This window comes from Paraburkholderia ginsengiterrae (assembly GCF_001645125.1).
Classification (GTDB): Bacteria; Pseudomonadota; Gammaproteobacteria; order Burkholderiales; family Burkholderiaceae; genus Paraburkholderia; species Paraburkholderia ginsengiterrae.
On the sequence record NZ_LXKA01000187.1, the window covers coordinates 1 to 17,391 of the forward strand.

16 protein-coding genes and 1 pseudogene are annotated in these 17,391 nt (G+C 63.4%); 14 read left to right on the forward strand and 3 right to left on the reverse strand.

The genetic code is table 11. The annotated features are described in order from the left end of the window. Window positions 1–333: 333 nt before the first annotated feature. A pseudogene (locus A6V37_RS14285) lies at window positions 334–3,603 on the reverse strand (Rne/Rng family ribonuclease); the annotation flags it as partial. A 731-nt stretch (window positions 3,604–4,334) separates the two neighbouring features. On the opposite strand from A6V37_RS14285, the gene A6V37_RS14290 reads away from it, so the two are divergent. From A6V37_RS14290 to A6V37_RS14305, 4 genes are read left to right on the forward strand one after another with little or no spacing between them, the layout of a single operon-like run. Continuing rightward, window positions 4,335–5,360 (forward strand): RluA family pseudouridine synthase, encoded by a 1,026-nt coding sequence (locus tag A6V37_RS14290; protein ID WP_064268461.1) that lies wholly within the window; start codon window positions 4,335–4,337, stop codon window positions 5,358–5,360. Continuing rightward, the gene (locus A6V37_RS14295; protein ID WP_064268460.1) at window positions 5,353–6,012 is read left to right on the forward strand and encodes an HAD-IIIA family hydrolase; all 660 of its coding nucleotides are present in this window, start codon (window positions 5,353–5,355) and stop codon (window positions 6,010–6,012) included. The genes A6V37_RS14290 and A6V37_RS14295 overlap by 8 nt, the downstream gene beginning before the upstream one ends. Next, window positions 6,009–6,413 carry a Rieske (2Fe-2S) protein gene (locus A6V37_RS14300; protein WP_064268459.1) on the forward strand — a complete coding sequence of 135 codons (405 nt, stop codon included), beginning with the start codon at window positions 6,009–6,011 and terminating at the stop codon, window positions 6,411–6,413. The genes A6V37_RS14295 and A6V37_RS14300 overlap by 4 nt, the downstream gene beginning before the upstream one ends. A gap of 33 nt (window positions 6,414–6,446) precedes the next feature. Further along, window positions 6,447–7,451, forward strand: a complete 1,005-nt coding sequence (locus A6V37_RS14305) for a S49 family peptidase (protein ID WP_064268458.1) — start codon at window positions 6,447–6,449, stop codon at window positions 7,449–7,451. 124 nt (window positions 7,452–7,575) lie between these two features. Here the strand turns inward: A6V37_RS14305 and A6V37_RS14310 are convergent, their stop codons facing one another. Both A6V37_RS14310 and A6V37_RS14315 read right to left on the reverse strand, forming a co-directional pair. Further along, the gene (locus tag A6V37_RS14310) at window positions 7,576–8,295 is read right to left on the reverse strand and encodes an SAM-dependent methyltransferase (protein WP_064268457.1); all 720 of its coding nucleotides are present in this window, start codon (window positions 8,293–8,295) and stop codon (window positions 7,576–7,578) included. Further along, the gene (locus A6V37_RS14315; RefSeq protein ID WP_064268456.1) at window positions 8,292–8,909 is read right to left on the reverse strand and encodes a Maf-like protein; all 618 of its coding nucleotides are present in this window, start codon (window positions 8,907–8,909) and stop codon (window positions 8,292–8,294) included. Before A6V37_RS14315 ends, A6V37_RS14310 begins: the two co-directional genes overlap by 4 nt. Before the next feature lie 235 nt (window positions 8,910–9,144). Between A6V37_RS14315 and A6V37_RS14320 the strand changes: the two genes are divergently transcribed. The 10 genes from A6V37_RS14320 to rpoE all read left to right on the forward strand — a co-directional run bounded on the left by A6V37_RS14320 (window position 9,145) and on the right by rpoE (window position 17,389). Further along, a complete protein-coding gene (locus tag A6V37_RS14320) occupies window positions 9,145–9,789 on the forward strand; it encodes a DUF177 domain-containing protein (RefSeq protein WP_064268455.1) in 645 nt (214 codons plus the stop codon). A 101-nt stretch (window positions 9,790–9,890) separates the two neighbouring features. After that, window positions 9,891–10,070 (forward strand): 50S ribosomal protein L32, encoded by a 180-nt coding sequence (rpmF, locus tag A6V37_RS14325; RefSeq protein ID WP_006051932.1) that lies wholly within the window; start codon window positions 9,891–9,893, stop codon window positions 10,068–10,070. Window positions 10,071–10,242: 172 nt separating this feature from the next. Continuing rightward, complete coding sequence (gene plsX / locus A6V37_RS14330; RefSeq protein WP_064268454.1) at window positions 10,243–11,349, forward strand: phosphate acyltransferase PlsX; 1,107 nt, start codon at window positions 10,243–10,245, stop codon at window positions 11,347–11,349. Next, window positions 11,349–12,338, forward strand: coding sequence for a beta-ketoacyl-ACP synthase III (locus A6V37_RS14335; RefSeq protein ID WP_064286077.1), 990 nt, complete (start codon window positions 11,349–11,351; stop codon window positions 12,336–12,338). The genes plsX and A6V37_RS14335 overlap by 1 nt, the downstream gene beginning before the upstream one ends. A 106-nt stretch (window positions 12,339–12,444) precedes the next feature. Continuing rightward, window positions 12,445–13,380: an ACP S-malonyltransferase gene (gene fabD, locus A6V37_RS14340; RefSeq protein ID WP_064268452.1), complete on the forward strand. Its 936-nt coding sequence runs from the start codon at window positions 12,445–12,447 to the stop codon at window positions 13,378–13,380. Window positions 13,381–13,479: 99 nt separating this feature from the next. Beyond that, window positions 13,480–14,229, forward strand: coding sequence for a 3-oxoacyl-ACP reductase FabG (gene fabG / locus A6V37_RS14345; RefSeq protein WP_064268451.1), 750 nt, complete (start codon window positions 13,480–13,482; stop codon window positions 14,227–14,229). A 152-nt stretch (window positions 14,230–14,381) separates the two neighbouring features. Beyond that, complete coding sequence (gene acpP / locus A6V37_RS14350; RefSeq protein WP_004197638.1) at window positions 14,382–14,621, forward strand: acyl carrier protein; 240 nt, start codon at window positions 14,382–14,384, stop codon at window positions 14,619–14,621. A 327-nt stretch (window positions 14,622–14,948) separates the two neighbouring features. Further along, on the forward strand, window positions 14,949–16,187 hold the full coding sequence (gene fabF, locus A6V37_RS14355; protein WP_064268899.1) for a beta-ketoacyl-ACP synthase II: 1,239 nt from the start codon (window positions 14,949–14,951) through the stop codon (window positions 16,185–16,187). A 14-nt stretch (window positions 16,188–16,201) separates the two neighbouring features. After that, the gene (locus tag A6V37_RS14360) at window positions 16,202–16,687 is read left to right on the forward strand and encodes a hypothetical protein (protein ID WP_341272021.1); all 486 of its coding nucleotides are present in this window, start codon (window positions 16,202–16,204) and stop codon (window positions 16,685–16,687) included. 102 nt (window positions 16,688–16,789) lie between these two features. Further along, entirely contained in the window at window positions 16,790–17,389 is a 600-nt protein-coding gene (gene rpoE, locus A6V37_RS14365; protein WP_064268450.1) for an RNA polymerase sigma factor RpoE, read from the forward strand. Window positions 17,390–17,391 lie beyond the last annotated feature (2 nt).

Here is a 17,391-nt window from a genome sequence, read left to right on the forward strand (position 1 = left end):
TGAGAGGGAGGCGGGGAGGACGAGGGAGAGACGAGTGGCGGTGTGCGGGCGGGGGGAGGCGGAAGGCGGGGTTTGAGAGGAGTGCGAGAGGGGCGGGAGCGGGGCGGGGGGGTGACGGGCGGGACGCTGGGAGGGGGCGGTGGGTTGTGTGGGCAGGTGGGGGGGGGGGGGGGGCGGGCCGAAGGGCTGGCCACGTGCGAGGGGGGGCAGAAGGGCAGGGCGCGCGAGGGCGGGGGGCTGGCCGGGCGGGGGGGCGTGGTCGAGGGGAGTAGCAGCAAAAAGAAAAGACCGGCGGGGCAGGGCGGGTTTGACGAGGGAGGAGCAGGCAGCTGACTGCGGGTGCTTGGGTGTTTCGACCTGCGGCATCGGAGCGCTATCGAGGGGCGGGAACGATTTGCGTTCGCGAACCACGCGAGCCGGCGTGGCCGTCAGCGCGGCCGCTTCCTGCGCTGCGCGCAGCTTGTCGGCGTCGGTGTTCACCCACACGAGGCCCGCTTGCTCCAGCACTGGCTTCAGCGTTTCCGCCGAAATGCCTGTATAGCGCACTGCCTGCGGCGCTTGCGGCGCTTGCGGCGCAGCGGCGACAGGCGCCGGCTCGACCACCGCCGGTGCCACTACCGGTTCCGCTGCAGGCGCAACCGCTGCCACGACCGGCTGCGACTCGACGATCTCGGCTTGCGGTGCGGGCTCGGCGGCCGGTGCTTCGGCTACCACAGCGGGGGCGGCGGTTTCGGCTGGTGCGGGCGCGGCTTGGGCTTCGAGCGCCGGTGCTTCGACGTGTGCAACCGGTTCGACCAGCGAAACCGTCTCGCTGACTGCCGGCGCGGCTTGAGCAGCCTCGACCGTCGCGGCGGCTTGCGCCACCGGCTCTGCCACTGCCGGCTCCACGGCTGCCGGAGCAACCGGGGCTTGCACAGCCGCTACCACCGCTTCCGCCTTCTCGGCCGGTTCGACGGCCGGAGCCGGCGTTTCGATGGCCGCATGCCGCTCGGTCACCACAGCGGCTTCCGCCGCTACAGCAACGGCAGCCACTTCCACCGGCGCGACGTGCTTCGCCTCGCTGACTTCGGCTTCGCGCTCGGCAGGCTGATGCGCCGTGCGCACCGGTGCGTCGTCGGTCACGTTGACGCTGTCGCCTTCCGCTTCCGCAACGTCCGCTGCCAGATTGCCGTTCACGTCCTCTTCACGCTCACGACGGCCACCGCGACGGCCGCGACGGCGACGACGGCGCTCTTCACCGTCACGCGCCACCGCTTCCTGATCGACCGGCACGCCGTTTTCGCCCAAGGCGGCCTGGTTTTGCGCCAGATCTTCCGCCGGCTGAGCGTCGGTTTGCGTCAATGCTTCCTGGGTTTCCGCTTGCGGCTTGCGGCGTTCGCCGCGTTCCACACGCTCGCCACGTTCACGGCGTTCGCCGCGTTCCTGACGTTCGCCACGCGATGCGCCTTCCGCGGTTTCCACTCGCTCGCTGCCACGATTGTCGCGGTCACGGTTTTCACGACCCTCGCGCGGCTCACGGCCTTCACGGGCTTCACGCGGCTCGCGATTGCCACGCGGTTCGCGGCCCTCGCGTGCTTCGCGCCCTTCACGCATTTCGCGCGGCTCACGGCCCTCGCGTGCTTCACGCACTTCGCGGCCTTCGCGCGGTTCGCGTTCCTCGCGACGTTGCGACGGCTGCTGGCTTTGGCCTTGACGGCCGCCGCCCGTGGCTTCGCCGCGGCCTGCTGCATCGCGGCCGCCGGCGCCGCCACGGCGATTGCGGTTGCGATCGCCGCCGCGTTCGCCGGTGCGCTCACCGCGCTCCGTGCGCTCGGCGCGTTGCGGACGCGCCTGCTTGTCGGTCGTGGCCGGTGCGACAGGCGCCGGCGCGGCCGGCTGCATGCCGAACAGGTTCTTCAGCCAGCCGATGAAGCCGCCGCTCGCCGGCGTAACCGCGACCGGAGCCGGGGTGGCGGCCGGACGAGGCGGCGCGCTCGGCGCCGGCTTTTCAGGCGTAATGCCCTTGACCGCCGCTTCCTGCTTCGGCTTCACTTCTTCGGTGCGCTTGCTGTAACCCGTTTCCGATTCCAGTTCGCGGGCCGCTTCTTCGGCCATCTTCCACGAGGCGCGCGGGTCGTCGAGGCGCGCGTCGTCGTGACGCAGACGCTCGAGCTTGTAATGCGGCGTGTCCAGATGCTTGTTCGGCACCAGCACGACATTGACCTTGAAGCGCGACTCAATCTTGTTGATTTCCGAGCGCTTTTCGTTCAGCAGGAAGGCGGTCACTTCGACCGGCACCTGGCAATGAATTGCCGCGGTGTTTTCCTTCATCGCTTCTTCCTGAATGATCCGCAGCACTTGCAGCGCGGACGACTCGGTATCGCGGATGTGACCCGTGCCGTTGCAGCGCGGGCAGGTCACGTGGCTGCCTTCCGACAGGGCCGGGCGCAGACGCTGACGCGACAGTTCCATCAGGCCGAAACGCGAGATCTTGCCCATCTGGACGCGCGCACGGTCGTGCTTCAGGGCGTCTTTCAGGCGTTGTTCGACTTCGCGCTGGCTCTTGGCCGATTCCATGTCGATGAAGTCGATCACGATCAGACCGCCCAGGTCGCGCAGGCGCAACTGGCGGGCGACTTCGTCGGCGGCCTCGAGGTTGGTGCGCGCGGCCGTTTCCTCGATGTCGGCGCCCTTGGTGGCGCGGGCCGAGTTCACGTCGATCGCGACCAGCGCTTCGGTGTGGTCGATCACGATCGCGCCGCCCGAGGGCAGTGGCACCGTGCGCGAATACGCCGTTTCGATCTGGTGTTCGATCTGGAAGCGCGAGAACAGCGGCACGTCGTCGTGATACCGCTTCACCTTGCTGACATTATCCGGCATCACGATATCCATGAAGGCGCGTGCCTGGTCATGGATTTCGGTGGTGTCGATCAGGATTTCGCCGATATCCGGCTGGAAATAGTCGCGAATCGCGCGAATGACGAGGCTCGATTCGAGATAAATCAGCATCGGCTGGCCGGTCGAGCCGCTTTGCGACGCGGCTTCGATCGCGCGCCACAGTTGCATCAGGTAGTTCAGGTCCCACTGCAGTTCTTCGGCGCTGCGCCCGATGCCGGCCGTGCGCGCGATGATGCTCATGCCTTCCGGCAATTGCAGTTGCGCCATGGTTTCGCGCAGTTCCTGACGGTCGTCGCCTTCGATCCGGCGCGACACGCCGCCGCCGCGCGGGTTGTTCGGCATCAGAACCAGGTACCGGCCGGCGAGCGAGATAAAGGTGGTGAGGGCCGCGCCCTTGTTGCCGCGTTCTTCCTTTTCGACCTGAACGATCAGTTCCTGGCCTTCACGGAGTGCGTCCTGGATGCGCGCGGAGCGCATGTCGACGCCGTCGCGGAAATACTGACGGGCGACTTCCTTGAACGGCAGAAAACCGTGGCGGTCTTCGCCGTAGTTGACGAAACAGGCTTCGAGCGACGGCTCGATGCGGGTGATGATGCCTTTGTAAATATTGCCTTTGCGCTGTTCGCGCCCGGCGGTTTCGATGTCGATATCGATGAGTTTTTGCCCATCGACGATGGCGACGCGCAGTTCTTCCTGCTGCGTCGCATTGAACAACATGCGTTTCATTGAACGGCTCCAGAGCGGCTCAGCCTGCCTCCAGCTGCGCGGTTGTCAGTCGCGAGAGCATGGAGGGCAGGGATAGGCCGCGCCTTATTGTGTTTTCACAAGCACGCTGGAGCAGGAAAAATGGCGGGAGAATTGCCTGAGAGGGCCCGGTCCCATTAACAATGGGCGCGGTGCCGCAGGGCACATGCGAACACGGCTTCAAATAACGACCCGACACGCCGCGGGTTCTGCCGGCAAACCATTCACCAGCTTCCGTCCACTCGCGCCGGTGCGCCAACTGGGCGCGTGACCGGAGGGTCGGAGGCTGCGGTCATGCCGCAGCGGGAAGTTCGCGCAGTCGGCGCGTCTTTTCCTGCTGGGGGTGTCTCGCCTCATTTTGACGTCGCCATGTCTTGTACTTTCTACAAGACGCCTCGGGCGCACGCCGTATTTTCGCAACTTGCAGCTTCGTAAAACAGGGCGTCAGACCGCCGATACCGAAGCTGAAAGTTAAATTCTTTTTTACCAAAATTCCGTTACCGTCGAAGCCGGCCTTGACCGAACGCGCCTGTGGGCGCCGTCCCTGCCGGGCACTGACCTCGTGCGTGCAACGTGTTGCATCTCATTTTCAGGGTGAGCAACCAGACCCCGGCGCAAGTAAAATAACGGTTTATCGCTTGCACCTGCGCAATCCGCCCGAATTCCGGTCACTGCGCCGGCCGCCGCAGACTGCTGGGCAAATTATATTCATAATGAAAGAGTTAGGCAAAATATCCCAGAAATCGGTCGCAAGCGACCAGGTCTCCTTGATCGAGATCGACGACAGCGCGGCCGGTCAGCGCATCGACAATTTCCTGCTGCGCGTCTGTAAAGGCGTGCCGAAAAGCCATATTTACCGCATCTTGCGCAGCGGTGAAGTGCGCGTGAACAAGGGCCGGATCGACGCGCAGTACCGGCTCGAGCTGGGCGATCTGGTGCGCGTGCCACCCATTCGCGTCGCTCAGCCGAGTGACACGGCTGCTCACGCGCCGGTGCCGTCCGCGCAGTTCAACATCATTTTCGAAGACGACCATCTGCTCGTCATCGACAAACCGGCGGGCGTGGCCGTTCACGGCGGCAGCGGCGTCGCGTTCGGCGTGATCGAGCAGATGCGCGAGGCGCGTCCGCAGGCGAAATTCCTCGAATTGGTGCACAGGCTGGATCGTGAGACGTCTGGCATCCTGATGCTCGCCAAGAAACGCGCCGCGCTCGTCAATCTGCATGAGCAGATTCGCGAGAACAAAATGGATAAGCGCTACTATGCTTGCGTGCATGGCGACTGGGCTAGCGACTGGGGCCGCCGCCGCGCCGTCAAGGAGCCGCTGCACAAGTATCTGACTGCGGACGGCGAACGGCGTGTGCGCGTGCAGCCTGACGGGCTAGCCTCGCATACGGTTTTCAATCTGATCGACCGGTGGCCGGAGTACGCGCTGCTCGAAGCGGAGCTGAAAACCGGTCGCACGCATCAGATCCGGGTGCATTTGCAGCATCTCGCGCTGCCTATCGTCGGCGACGCCAAATATGGCGACTTCGCGCTGAACAAGGCGCTGGCGCGCGCCAACGCCAAACCGGGCCTGAAGCGCATGTTCCTGCACGCTTACCGGCTTAAACTCACGCACCCGGCCACCGGCGCGCCCCTGCAATTCGAGGCGCCGTTGCCGGCCGAATGCCGCAATTTCATCGCGCAACTCAACGAATTACGTAATGGGTCTGACCCGGAGACGACACCGCATGGCTAGAGAGCAATTTGATCTGATCGTCTTCGACTGGGACGGGACGCTGATGGATTCGACCGCGCACATCACGCGCAGCATCCAGGCGGCGTGTCGCGATCTCGGCTTGCCGGTTCCCGCCGACGAGGCCGCCAGCTATGTCATCGGCCTCGGTCTGCGCGATGCGCTGCAAATCGCCGCGCCCACGCTCGATCCGGCGGACTATCCGCGCCTCGCCGAGCGCTACCGCTTCCACTATCTGGTGAAGGATCAGACCACTGAGCTGTTTGCCGGCGTGCGCGAGATGCTTCAGGAATTGCGCGACCAGGGCTATCTGCTGGCGGTCGCAACGGGCAAGAGCCGCGTCGGCTTGAACCGCGCGCTCGATCAATCGCGCCTGACCAGCCTGTTCGACGGCACGCGCTGCGCCGACGAGACGTTCTCGAAGCCGCATCCCGCCATGCTGCATGAGCTGACGCGTGAACTGGGGCAGGATCCGGTGCGCACGGTGATGGTGGGCGATACGACGCACGACTTGCAGATGGCGATCAACGCGGGCGTGGCGTGCATCGGCGTGACTTATGGCGCGCATCCGGCGGATTCGTTGAGCGCGTTGTCGCCGAAATTCGTGGCGTCGAGCGTGAGTGCGCTGTCCGGCTGGCTGCGAGAGAACGCATGAGCACGAGCTCGACAGAGGCGGGGCCGGCCGCCGTACGCGTTTGCGCGTCGGCCGAGCTGGTCGACGGCGGCACGGGCGTGCGGTATGCGGCCAAGCTGGGCAAAGACGACGTCGTGGTGTTTTTTGTTCGCTATGATGGCCGTGCCTACGGCTATCTGAACCGCTGCGCCCATGTGCCAATGGAGCTGGACTGGGCCGAAGGGCAGTTCTTCGAGTCGTCCGGTTTATACTTGATGTGCGCTACACATGGCGCGATTTACGCGCCAGATACGGGCAAATGCGTGGGCGGTCCTTGCCGTGGCGGCAGGTTGCGGCCGCTTCAGGTGGACGAACGGGAGACGCCCGAGGGCAGCGCGGTGTTCTGGTTGCCCGACGGCGAGCTGCGCCCAGCCACGCCCTGATTTTTCTTATCTTCGACCTTTCCACACCACCGCATGTCCGACAATTTGACTCCTGAGCCGAAGGAACCGTCTCTGACAGGCCGCCCCCGCACGCCTGCTGATGAGCCGGGCTGGGAACGCGCTGCCCTCGAGCGCATTGCGCTGGCGGCGATCAATGAACAGCGCGCGGCGCGGCGCTGGAAGATCTTCTTCCGGTTCCTCTTTCTGATCGTGCTGCTGCTGGCAATATGGGCCGCCATCGACTTCTCGGGCGACAAGGTCGTTGCTACTGGCCGTCACACGGCAATGGTGGCGCTTGACGGCGAAATTTCGGCAGATACGAACGCGAACGCGGAAGATATCAGCACCGCGCTGGAAGGCGCGTTCGACGACGCCGGCACGGCAGGCGTGATCCTGCGCTGCAACAGCCCGGGCGGCAGCCCGGTGCAGGCGGGCATCATCTACAACGAGATTCGCCGCTTGCGTGCCAAGTATCCGTCCATTCCCCTCTACGTCGTGGTCGGCGACATGTGCGCGTCGGGTGGCTATTACGCGGCCGCGGCGGCCGACAAGATTTACGTGGACAAGGCGAGCATCGTCGGTTCGATCGGCGTGCTGATGGACAGCTTCGGCTTCACCGGGCTGATGGACAAACTCGGGATTCAGCGCCGTCTACATACATCTGGTGAGAACAAAGGCTTTTTCGATCCGTTCTCGCCGGAAACGCCGAAGATGGACGAACATGCGCAGGATATGCTCGACCAGATTCATGCCCAGTTCATCGACGCCGTGCGCGAAGGGCGCGGCAAGCGCCTGCATGAAACGCCCGACATGTTCTCGGGCCTCTTCTGGACGGGTCAGAAGAGCGTCGAGCTGGGCCTCGCCGACGGATTTGGCGATGCGGATTACGTGGCGCGTGAACTCTTCAAGGCGCCGGATATCGTCGATTACACGGTGAAAGAGAGCATTACGGACCGCGTTGCGCGCAAATTCGGCGCCGCGGTGGGCGCCGGCGCCGTGCACGCAATGGCGCTTGGGGCAAAGCTGAATCTGCGCTGATCGGCTGGGTTGAATTGGAAAAGCCCCGCGTGGCCGTTATGTCACGGTCGCGCGGGGCTTTTTTGCGTGCCTTCTGGGTTTGCCGCTTCGTTCTATTTGCCGTCCGGCTGCGGCGCGGTCCCGCTTATACGGCCAGGATCAGAAAAATAGCCGGCCGCTTGTGAAGATCGATCGCCGGTTTCTTCTTCCAGTCAGTCACGGTGCGGCTGGCGATGGTTTCTGTCGCGAGCGTCAGATCGACGGCCACGCAGACAAGCGTGGACGGCGCGCACGTCGCCAGTAGCGTGTCGAGCAGAGCGCGGTTCCGGTACGGCGTTTCGATGAATATCTGCGTCTGTTTGCCTTTACGCGACTGCTGCTCCAGTTCTCGCAGGCGTTTTGCCCGTTCATTGGCGTCGACCGGCAGATAGCCGTGGAAAGCGAAGCTCTGGCCGTTCAATCCCGAAGCCATCAGCGCCAGTAGAATCGAGCTCGGTCCCACATACGGCACGACTTTCACGCCGCGCTCATGCGCGCGGCGCACCAGCAGGGCGCCGGGGTCGGCGACCGCCGGGCAGCCCGCCTCGGAGACAAGGCCGGCGTCGGTGCCGGCAAGCAGCGGTGCGAGCAGTTTGTCGATCTCGCCGGCCGGTGTATTCACATTCAGTTCGCGAATCTCGATGTCCTGGATCGGCCGGTCGGTGCCGACTTTCTTCAGGAACGCACGCGTGGTTTTCGCGTTTTCGCCGATGTAATAGTGGAGCGAAGCCGCGCGGGCGCGCACCGGCGCGGGCAGGACGGCGTCGAGTGCCTCGGTGTCGCCTTCGCCGAGCGTGTTCGGAATCAGGTAGAGCGTGCCGCTCATTGTGCCCCCAGGAGTGGATAACCCACCGCAAGCAGCATGTGTGACAGCGCGATCAACGGCAGGCCGACGAGCGCCGTAGGGTCGTCGGAGTGGATGGCTTCGAGCAGAGCGATGCCGAGCCCTTCGGACTTGGCGCTGCCCGCGACGTCGTAGGGCGTTTCGGCCAGCAAATAGGCATTCAACGCGGCGTCCGGCAGATTACGGAATTGCACGCGGGTAATGACATCGGTGGTTTGTGCCGTGGTCGAGCGGGTGTCGAACAGGCATAGCGCACTATGGAACAGCACTTCGCGTCCGCACATCGCCTGAAGTTGGGCGAGCGCTTTCTCGTGAGTGCCCGGCTTGCCGATTTGCAGGCCGTCGTAAGTGGCGACCTGGTCGGAGCCGATTACGAGCGCGGCTTCGCCGGCGCCGAGTCCTCCGGCCACCGCGCGCGCCTTGGCTTCAGCGAGCCGTAGCGCGGTGGCTTCGGGCGTTTCGCCGGGGAGCGGCGTCTCGTCGATCGCCGGTACGGCGACATCGAACGGGACACGCAGGCGCTCGAGCAGTTCGCGGCGATACGGCGAACTCGACGCCAGAATCAGGCGTGGCGGGCGATTGGGGGAATCTTGCATGGTCAACCAACGGCTAGAGAGGCGGGTCGTACGGGGTTGCGCAAAGCTTGCGCGTGTACGGGCTTAAGTGTTTGACTCGAAAAGATAAAACGGATATGATTTTGGGCTTTTCATCGGTATGCTATTGCGCAAGCGGGGCTCTCCTGTGCTCGACCCGTGCACAAAACAGGGATCTCGCGGGCTCTTTCGCAAACCGGATTACCCCGGCGAAATCCTTGCCGACGCAGGAGCGCACATGACTCAACATCCTGGCAACCCTGCTGGTCTGTACGACCCGCATGAACTCGATCTGTTCGAATTTGCGCGGAGTGGGCGGCAGGCCGCGGGTGTCGTGCGCGTCTCGCAACTGCCGCGCATGTTAAACGAAGTCCCGGCAGAAGCGCCAGACCGCGATACCGCGTTCACCTGGCAAGCCGAAGGGGCGACGCAGCCGGAATTGCAGGATGACGGCACCGAGGGTCCCCAGCCTTATTTGAGGTTGGCGATTCACGGCGCTGCCTGGCTCGAATGTCAGCGGTGCATGACACCGTACTTGCAGACGTTCAACGTCGATGCAACTTACCGGATCGTCAACACTGAGGCGGAAGCCGAAGAGTTTCCGCTCGACGAGGATGAAGTCGAAGTGATCGTGGGCTCGCGCCAGTTCGATCTCGTCGACTTGATCGAAGAAGAGTTGCTGCTTTCCTTGCCGCTCGTGCCCAAGCACGAGGTCTGTCCCAAGGTGCACGAGAGTCTCGTCTCTGGTGTGGCGGGTACCGAAGGCGAGGGCGACGAGGGTGCGCTGGACGAAGCTGATGAGGGCGGCGAGCCCGAGCGGCCTAATCCGTTCAAGGCGCTCGAAAGTCTCAAGCGCGGTGAGCCGGACGACAAGAAGCACTGAACAGTTGCATGGGAGCGCGATGCGGGCGCATTGGCCATTTGGTCAGTGGCGGAGACCGGATCGGGCTGTGTTAGAATTCGGAAAATTTTTAGGAGTTAGTCATGGCAGTTCAACAAAATAAGAAGTCGCCGTCGAAGCGCGGCATGCACCGTTCGCACGATTTCCTGACGGCAGCGCCGCTGGCCGTGGAACCGAGCACGGGCGAAGTGCATCTGCGTCACCACGTTAGCCCGAACGGCTACTATCGCGGCAAGAAAGTCGTCAAGACGAAGAACGACTAATCGTTTCACTGCGTTGCGCCCTTTGGCGTTTCGCGTGGCGATCGTCTCGCTTGACATTTTCCCGGCTCGGCAAAAAAGCGGCATTCAGTTGCCGCTTTTTTGTGTCGATCGCAGTTGGCGCTTTGGCGCTGACCGCGGTTCCATGCAGGGCGCCTGATATTCGTCGCACTCCATGACAGTAAAGCTCACGATAGATTGCATGGGAGGCGACCACGGCCCGTCCGTGACCGTTCCCGCGGCCGTCAACTTCGCTCGTTCGCATCCCGACGCGCAACTGCTGCTCGTCGGCATTGAAAGTGCGATTCGTGCGCAGCTGAAGAAGCTGAAGGCTCAAGACCTGCCGGCGCTGACCGTCGTCCCTGCTTCCGAGATCGTCGCCATGGACGATCCGGTCGAAGTCGCGCTGCGCAAGAAAAAAGACTCATCCATGCGCGTGGCGCTCAACCGCGTCAAGGAAGGCGAGGCGCAAGCCTGCATTTCCGCCGGCAACACCGGCGCGCTGATGGCGGTCTCGCGCTATGTGCTCAAGACGCTGCCGGGCATCGAACGCCCGGCTATCGCGTCGGCATTGCCCAATCCCAACGGCTACACGATGATGCTCGACCTGGGCGCCAACGTCGACTGCGAGCCACAGCATCTGCTGCAATTCGCGGAGATGGGGCACGCGCTCGTGTCGGCGCTCGAAGGCCGCGAGCGGCCCACCATCGGCCTGCTCAACATCGGCGAAGAAGTCATCAAGGGCAATGACACCATCAAACGTGCCGGCGAACTGCTGCGCGCGAGTACACTTAACTTTCACGGCAACGTTGAAGGCAACGATATCTTCAAGGGCACGGTCGACGTGATCGTCTGCGACGGCTTCGTCGGCAATGTCGCGCTGAAGACTTCGGAAGGCCTCGCGCAGATGCTCTCCAATATCATCAAGGAAGAGTTCGGCCGCTCGTGGCTCACCAAGGTGATGGCGGTGCTGGCCCTGCCGGTATTGATGCGTTTCAAGAAACGCGTCGACCACCGGCAATATAATGGTGCCGCATTGCTTGGCCTGCGTGGGCTGGTGATCAAAAGTCACGGTTCGGCGGACGCCTACGCGTTTGAGTGGGCTATCAAACGCGGGTATGATGCCGTCAAAAACGGCGTGCTGGAGCGCCTTGCGCGGGCGATGGAAGAGAATGCAGGTTCTCTCGAACAGGCGGCGCGCGACGCGAGCGGTGCGGGTCACGCAAGCCCGATCGCAGGCCAGCCGGCCGAGCCCTACGCTGCGCAATCCTCGAAGGCATAATGGCTCAATCGACAATTTATTCCCGCGTGCTGGGCACCGGCAGCTACCTGCCGCCCGGGCGCGTCACCAATCAGGATCTGGCAGAACGCCTCGCCAGGGAAGGCATCGAGACGAGCGACGAGTGGATCGTCGCCCGCACGGGCATCCATGCGCGCCACTTCGCGGAACCTGATGTCACGACCAGCGATCTGGCGCTCATCGCGTCGCAACGCGCGATCGAAGCCGCGGACATCGACCCGCAGGCCATCGACCTGATCATCGTCGCCACTTCCACGCCGGACTTCGTCTTTCCGAGCACGGCGTGCCTGTTGCAGAACAAGCTCGGCATCAAAAACCACGGCGCGGCATTCGACGTGCAGGCCGTTTGTTCCGGCTTTGCGTACGCGGTGGCGACAGCGGACAGCTTCATCCGCAGCGGTCAGCATCGTACGGCGCTCGTGATCGGCGCGGAAACGTTCTCGCGCATTCTCGACTTTAAAGACCGCACCACTTGCGTGCTGTTCGGCGACGGCGCGGGCGCAGTGATCCTGCAGGCGTCCGACGAACCAGGCGTGCTCGCCAGCGCATTGCACGCGGACGGCAGCCATTCGAACATTCTCTGCACGCCGGGCAATGTCAACGGCGGCGTGATCGAAGGCAGCGCGTTCCTGCATATGGACGGCCAGGCGGTGTTCAAGCTCGCCGTCAACGTGCTCGAAAAGGTCGCGGTCGAGGCGCTCGAAAAGGCCAATCTGTCGGCTGAACAGGTCGACTGGCTGATCCCGCATCAAGCGAATATCCGCATCATGCAAAGCACCTGCCGCAAGCTCGGCTTGCCGCAGGAACGCATGGTCGTCACGGTTGGCGAGCACGGCAATACGTCGGCTGCGTCCATTCCGCTCGCATTCGACGTCGCAGTGCGCGAGGGCCGCATCAAGCGCGGCCAGAACGTGCTGATCGAAGGCGTCGGCGGCGGCTTCACGTGGGGCGCGTCGGTTATCCGTTACTGATAACCGCCTCAGGCCAGCAGCGCGCGCGGCTGGCGGCGCTTGCGCACCGCCGGGTTTAGCTCGCGGTGCGCCACCCACAACTGACTACATCGAATTTGGGGACGATATGAAATTTGCGTTCGTTTTTCCTGGGCAGGGTTCGCAGACAGTCGGCATGCTCAACGCATTCGCCGATCACGCGGTCGTGCGCGAGACGGTTCAGGAAGCCTCCGATGCGCTCAATCAGGACCTCGGCAAGCTGATCGCCGAAGGCCCGGCCGAAGATCTCAACCTCACCACCAACACCCAGCCGGTCATGTTGACCGCCGCTTACGCCATGTATCGCGCGTGGCTGCAGGCGGGCGGTCCGAAGCCGGCCGTCGTCGCGGGCCATAGCCTCGGCGAATACACGGCGCTGGTTGCGGCGGGCGCCATCGCGTTTCGCGATGCCGTGCCGCTCGTGCGCTTCCGAGCGCAAGCCATGCAGACGGCCGTGCCGGTGGGCGAAGGCGGCATGGCCGCGATTCTCGGTCTCGACGACGACACGGTCCGCGCGGTGTGCGCCGAAGCGTCCGTGGCGGGTGTCGTCGAAGCGGTCAATTTCAACGCGCCGGCGCAGGTCGTGATCGCGGGGCATAAGGCCGCGGTCGAAAAAGCCTGCGAAGTCGCCAAGGCGAAGGGCGCCAAGCGCGCGCTGCCGCTGCCGGTGTCGGCGCCGTTCCACTCGTCGCTGCTCAAGCCCGCGTCGGACCAGCTGCGCGAATATCTGGCGAGCGTCGAAGTGCAGGTGCCGGCGATTCCCGTGATCAACAACGTCGATGTCGCCGTGGTCAACGAGCCGGCGCAGATCAAGGACGCGCTGGTGCGTCAGGCGGCCGGTGCGGTGCGCTGGGTCGAAAGCGTTCAGGCGATGTCGGCGCAAGGCGTCACGCACGTGATCGAATGCGGACCTGGCAAGGTGCTGGCGGGTCTGACCAAGCGTATCGACGGCAACCTGACCGGTGCCTCGATCTTCGATCCGGCTTCGCTCGAAGAAACGCTCAAACTCGTGATCGCTGGCTGAAGGCCGTGCGGTCAGTGCCCGGAGACGGGTGCTGTGCAACGGCATCAGGACTTCGCATCAGGAATCAATCAGCCCACAGAAGGGCATCCGGACTGACAGATGGAAAAGACTCTCGACAAGCAGATTGCAATCGTGACGGGCGCTTCGCGTGGCATTGGCCGTGCAATCGCAATGGAACTGGCGCGCCAGGGTGCGACGGTGATCGGCACGGCGACCAGCGAAAGCGGCGCGGCCGCCATCAGCGAAGCGTTTAACGCGGCGGGCGTGAACGGCCGCGGCGCGGTGCTCAACGTGAACGACGCGGCTGCGGCCGAAGCGTTGATCGACGGTACGGTGAAGGAGTTCGGCGCGCTGCACGTGTTGGTGAACAACGCCGGCATCACGCAGGACCAGCTCGCCATGCGCATGAAAGACGACGACTGGGACGCGGTGGTCGACACCAATCTGAAGTCGGTGTTCCGGCTGTCGCGCGCGGTGCTGCGCCCAATGATGAAGGCCAAGGGCGGCCGCATCATCAACATCACCTCGGTGGTCGGCTCGGCCGGCAACCCGGGGCAGATCAACTACGCCGCCGCGAAAGCGGGTGTGGCGGGCATGACCCGTGCGCTTGCTCGTGAGATCGGCAGCCGCGGCATCACCGTGAATTGCGTGGCGCCGGGATTCATCGACACCGACATGACCAAGACCTTGCCGGAAGAGCAACAAACGGCGCTGAAGACGCAGATTCCGCTTGGCCGCCTCGGCAGCCCGGAGGACATCGCGCACGCAGTGGCGTTTCTGGCCTCGCCACAAGCGGGTTATATCACCGGCACGACACTGCATGTGAACGGCGGAATGTACATGTCGTAACCAAATTCGGTTACTATCCGCGCCTTGATGCGTTTGCATACGCGTATAAGGCGCATGCCTTGACAGCAACCTGATGCGCCGCTTTTTTGCCGGGGCAAACCTGATAAAATGCGCGCACCTGTATTTTTGACTTTCTTTCCCTTGGAGGGGTAATGGACAATATCGAACAGCGCGTCAAGAAGATCGTCGCAGAACAACTGGGCGTTGCAGAAGCTGAAATCAAGAACGAAGCTTCGTTCGTGAACGACCTCGGCGCCGATTCGCTCGACACCGTTGAACTCGTGATGGCCCTCGAAGACGAATTCGGTATGGAAATTCCGGATGAAGAAGCCGAGAAGATCACTACCGTTCAGCAAGCGATCGACTACGCTCGCGCGAACGTCAAGGCCTAAAGTCATTCGCGCCTGCGTTTCTGCGTTGGCGGCGTATGACGCCCTGCCGTGTCGGTTGCCGACGCTTGCAGGGTTGGCGCTTTTTGCCGTGCAGGAGCCAGCAATGTTGACAGCGCAACTTTTCGCGCGAATGCCGACTTTCAAGAAAACGCCGGGCCGCCCCGCGTTTTTCGCTCCGAAGGACGTCCCCTTGGGGGATTGCCCCTCTCGGGGGCACCTGGTGCGAAGCGCCAGGGGTGGGGGCGGTTAACAGCCACAGGGCACACAGGGCAAGTTCCTGTGGCCGCTGTGGCTTTTGCTTTTGTCATCTATGAAAAAGGGGTTACCGTGAGCCGCCGTCGTGTTGTTGTTACAGGCCTGGGGCTGATTTCGCCTGTTGGCAATAATGTTGCCGACGGCTGGGCCAATCTGGTCGCCGGCAAGTCGGGTATTGCCAATATCACGAAGTTCGATGCGTCGAACTTTTCGACGCGTTTCGCCGGCGAGGTGAAGGGCTTCAATATCGAGGACTACATCCCCGGTAAGGAAGCGCGCCACATGGACACGTTCATCCATTACGGCGTGGCTGCAGGCATCCAGGCGATGCAGGACAGCGGCCTCGAAGTCACCGACGAGAATTCGGAGCGCATCGGCGTGGTGGTCGGTTCGGGCATCGGCGGCTTGCCGATGATCGAAGTGACGCAAACCGAACTGCTCAATCGCGGCCCGCGCCGGATTTCGCCGTTCTTCGTGCCGGCTTCGATCATCAATATGATCTCCGGCCATCTGTCGATCAAGTTCGGCATCAAGGGTCCGAATCTCGCTATCGTCACCGCGTGTACCACGGGTCTGCACTGTATCGGCGAGGCTTCGCGCCTGATCGAATACGGCGACGCCGACGTGATGATCGCGGGTGGCGCGGAATCCACCGTGTCGCCGCTCGGTATCGGCGGCTTTGCGGCGGCGCGCGCGCTGTCGCAACGCAATGACGATCCGGCAACGGCTAGCCGTCCGTGGGACAAGGATCGCGACGGCTTCGTGCTGGGCGAAGGCGCCGGCGTGATGGTGCTCGAAGAGTACGAGCACGCGAAGGCACGCGGCGCGAAGATTTACGCCGAAGTCGGCGGCTACGGGATGAGCGGCGACGCCTATCACATGACCGCACCGCTGGAAGACGGCGACGGCGCGCGCCGCTGCATGCTGGCCGCAATGAAGAACGCGGGCGTCAATGCCGATCAGGTGAATTACCTGAACGCGCACGGCACGTCCACGCCGCTCGGCGACCTGGCTGAAACCACCGGCATCAAGCGCGCTTTCGGCGACCACGCCAAAGACATGGTCGTGAACTCGACCAAGTCGATGACCGGTCACCTGTTGGGTGGCGCTGGCGGTCTGGAATCGGTGTTCACTGTGCTGGCCGTGCATCATCAGGTGTCGCCGCCGACCATCAACATCTTCAACCAGGACCCGGCCTGCGACCTGGACTACTGCGCCAACATCGCGCGGGAAATGAAGATCGACGTCGCGCTGAAGAACTCGTTCGGGTTCGGCGGCACGAACGGCACGCTGGTTTTCAAGCGCGCCTGATCGTCCGAGAGTTGGTGACGCGCCAGTCCACTGCACCGGCTCTGCCGGTGCTTGCCCCTGAATCGGCAACGTCCGACGGAGCGCCGCAGCGGATCGCGCTGCGGCGCTCCGTCGCCATGCGCGTCATGTTGGGGGTTTCCGTTGTGACGGCGACAGCGGCCGTCCATGCCTGTCTCGCGGCGCAGTTGGGCGCATGGCAGGCGGTTCCGCTGACGCTCGCCGTGTGCGCCTTGCTCGTGCTTGCCGCACACCGGCATGAGCAGGCGCAGCCTGTCGCCCTGAAAATCGGGCCGAGCGGTCTGTCCGTCTGGGGCCGGGCGGGCGTCCTGCTGGCGCAGGGGCGCATTGCAGGCTGCTCGCAGTGGAGCGACCGATTGCTGGTTCTGGCGCTCGCGCCCGAGCAGGGCCGCACGCGCACTTTACTGTTTTCCGCCGACGCGCTTCCGGCTCCCGTCTTCCGGGAACTGGCCGTGCTGGGCCGGCGTGGCGCCGGCGCCTGACTGTAACGACTGTAACCGCTGTTACCGGAGTAACGTCCCATCGTTGATGGGGACGCTACAATGGTGCCCCGCCATGCGCCCTATAGTTAACGGATTTATCAGGTGAGCGAAAAAGAAATTGATCAGATGCTGGTCGAGCGCGTCCAGAAGGGCGACAAGGCCGCGTTCGAGCTTCTGGTCTCCAAATACCACCGCAAGATTCTCCGGCTGATCTCGCGCCTCGTGCGGGACCCCGCCGAAGTGGAAGACGTCGCCCAGGACGCCTTTATCAAGGCGTACCGGGCGTTGCCGCAGTTTCGCGGGGAATCGGCTTTTTATACGTGGTTGTACCGGATTGCGGTCAACACGGCAAAGAACTACCTTGCGACCCAAGGGCGGCGCGCGCCGACATCGACCGAAGCGGATGCTGAAGAAGCTGAAACTTTCTCGGACGCGGACCAACTAAGGGATATCAACACGCCTGAGTCGATGTTGATGAGCAAGCAGATCGCTGAGACGGTCAATGCTGCGATGGCGGTTTTACCGGAAGAGTTGCGCACCGCCATTACTCTTCGTGAAATTGAAGGTTTGAGCTACGAGGAAATCGCTGAGATGATGGGTTGCCCAATCGGCACAGTCAGATCACGAATTTTTCGCGCTCGCGAAGCCATTGCGGCAAAATTGCGTCCGTTGCTTGACACACCTGAAGGCAAACGCTGGTAATT

Bases quoted from the DNA above. Each gene is read 5' to 3' on its own strand.
- A6V37_RS14290 (WP_064268461.1), top strand. From the start codon at position 4,335: ATGAAAGAGTTAGGCAAAATATCCCAGAAATCGGTCGCAAGCGACCAG.
- A6V37_RS14295 (WP_064268460.1), top strand. From the start codon at position 5,353: ATGGCTAGAGAGCAATTTGATCTGATCGTCTTCGACTGGGACGGGACG.
- A6V37_RS14300 (WP_064268459.1), top strand. From the start codon at position 6,009: ATGAGCACGAGCTCGACAGAGGCGGGGCCGGCCGCCGTACGCGTTTGC.
- A6V37_RS14305 (WP_064268458.1), top strand. From the start codon at position 6,447: ATGTCCGACAATTTGACTCCTGAGCCGAAGGAACCGTCTCTGACAGGC.
- A6V37_RS14310 (WP_064268457.1), bottom strand. From the start codon at position 8,295: ATGAGCGGCACGCTCTACCTGATTCCGAACACGCTCGGCGAAGGCGAC.
- A6V37_RS14315 (WP_064268456.1), bottom strand. From the start codon at position 8,909: ATGCAAGATTCCCCCAATCGCCCGCCACGCCTGATTCTGGCGTCGAGT.
- A6V37_RS14320 (WP_064268455.1), top strand. From the start codon at position 9,145: ATGACTCAACATCCTGGCAACCCTGCTGGTCTGTACGACCCGCATGAA.
- rpmF (WP_006051932.1), top strand. From the start codon at position 9,891: ATGGCAGTTCAACAAAATAAGAAGTCGCCGTCGAAGCGCGGCATGCAC.
- plsX (WP_064268454.1), top strand. From the start codon at position 10,243: ATGACAGTAAAGCTCACGATAGATTGCATGGGAGGCGACCACGGCCCG.
- A6V37_RS14335 (WP_064286077.1), top strand. From the start codon at position 11,349: ATGGCTCAATCGACAATTTATTCCCGCGTGCTGGGCACCGGCAGCTAC.
- fabD (WP_064268452.1), top strand. From the start codon at position 12,445: ATGAAATTTGCGTTCGTTTTTCCTGGGCAGGGTTCGCAGACAGTCGGC.
- fabG (WP_064268451.1), top strand. From the start codon at position 13,480: ATGGAAAAGACTCTCGACAAGCAGATTGCAATCGTGACGGGCGCTTCG.
- acpP (WP_004197638.1), top strand. From the start codon at position 14,382: ATGGACAATATCGAACAGCGCGTCAAGAAGATCGTCGCAGAACAACTG.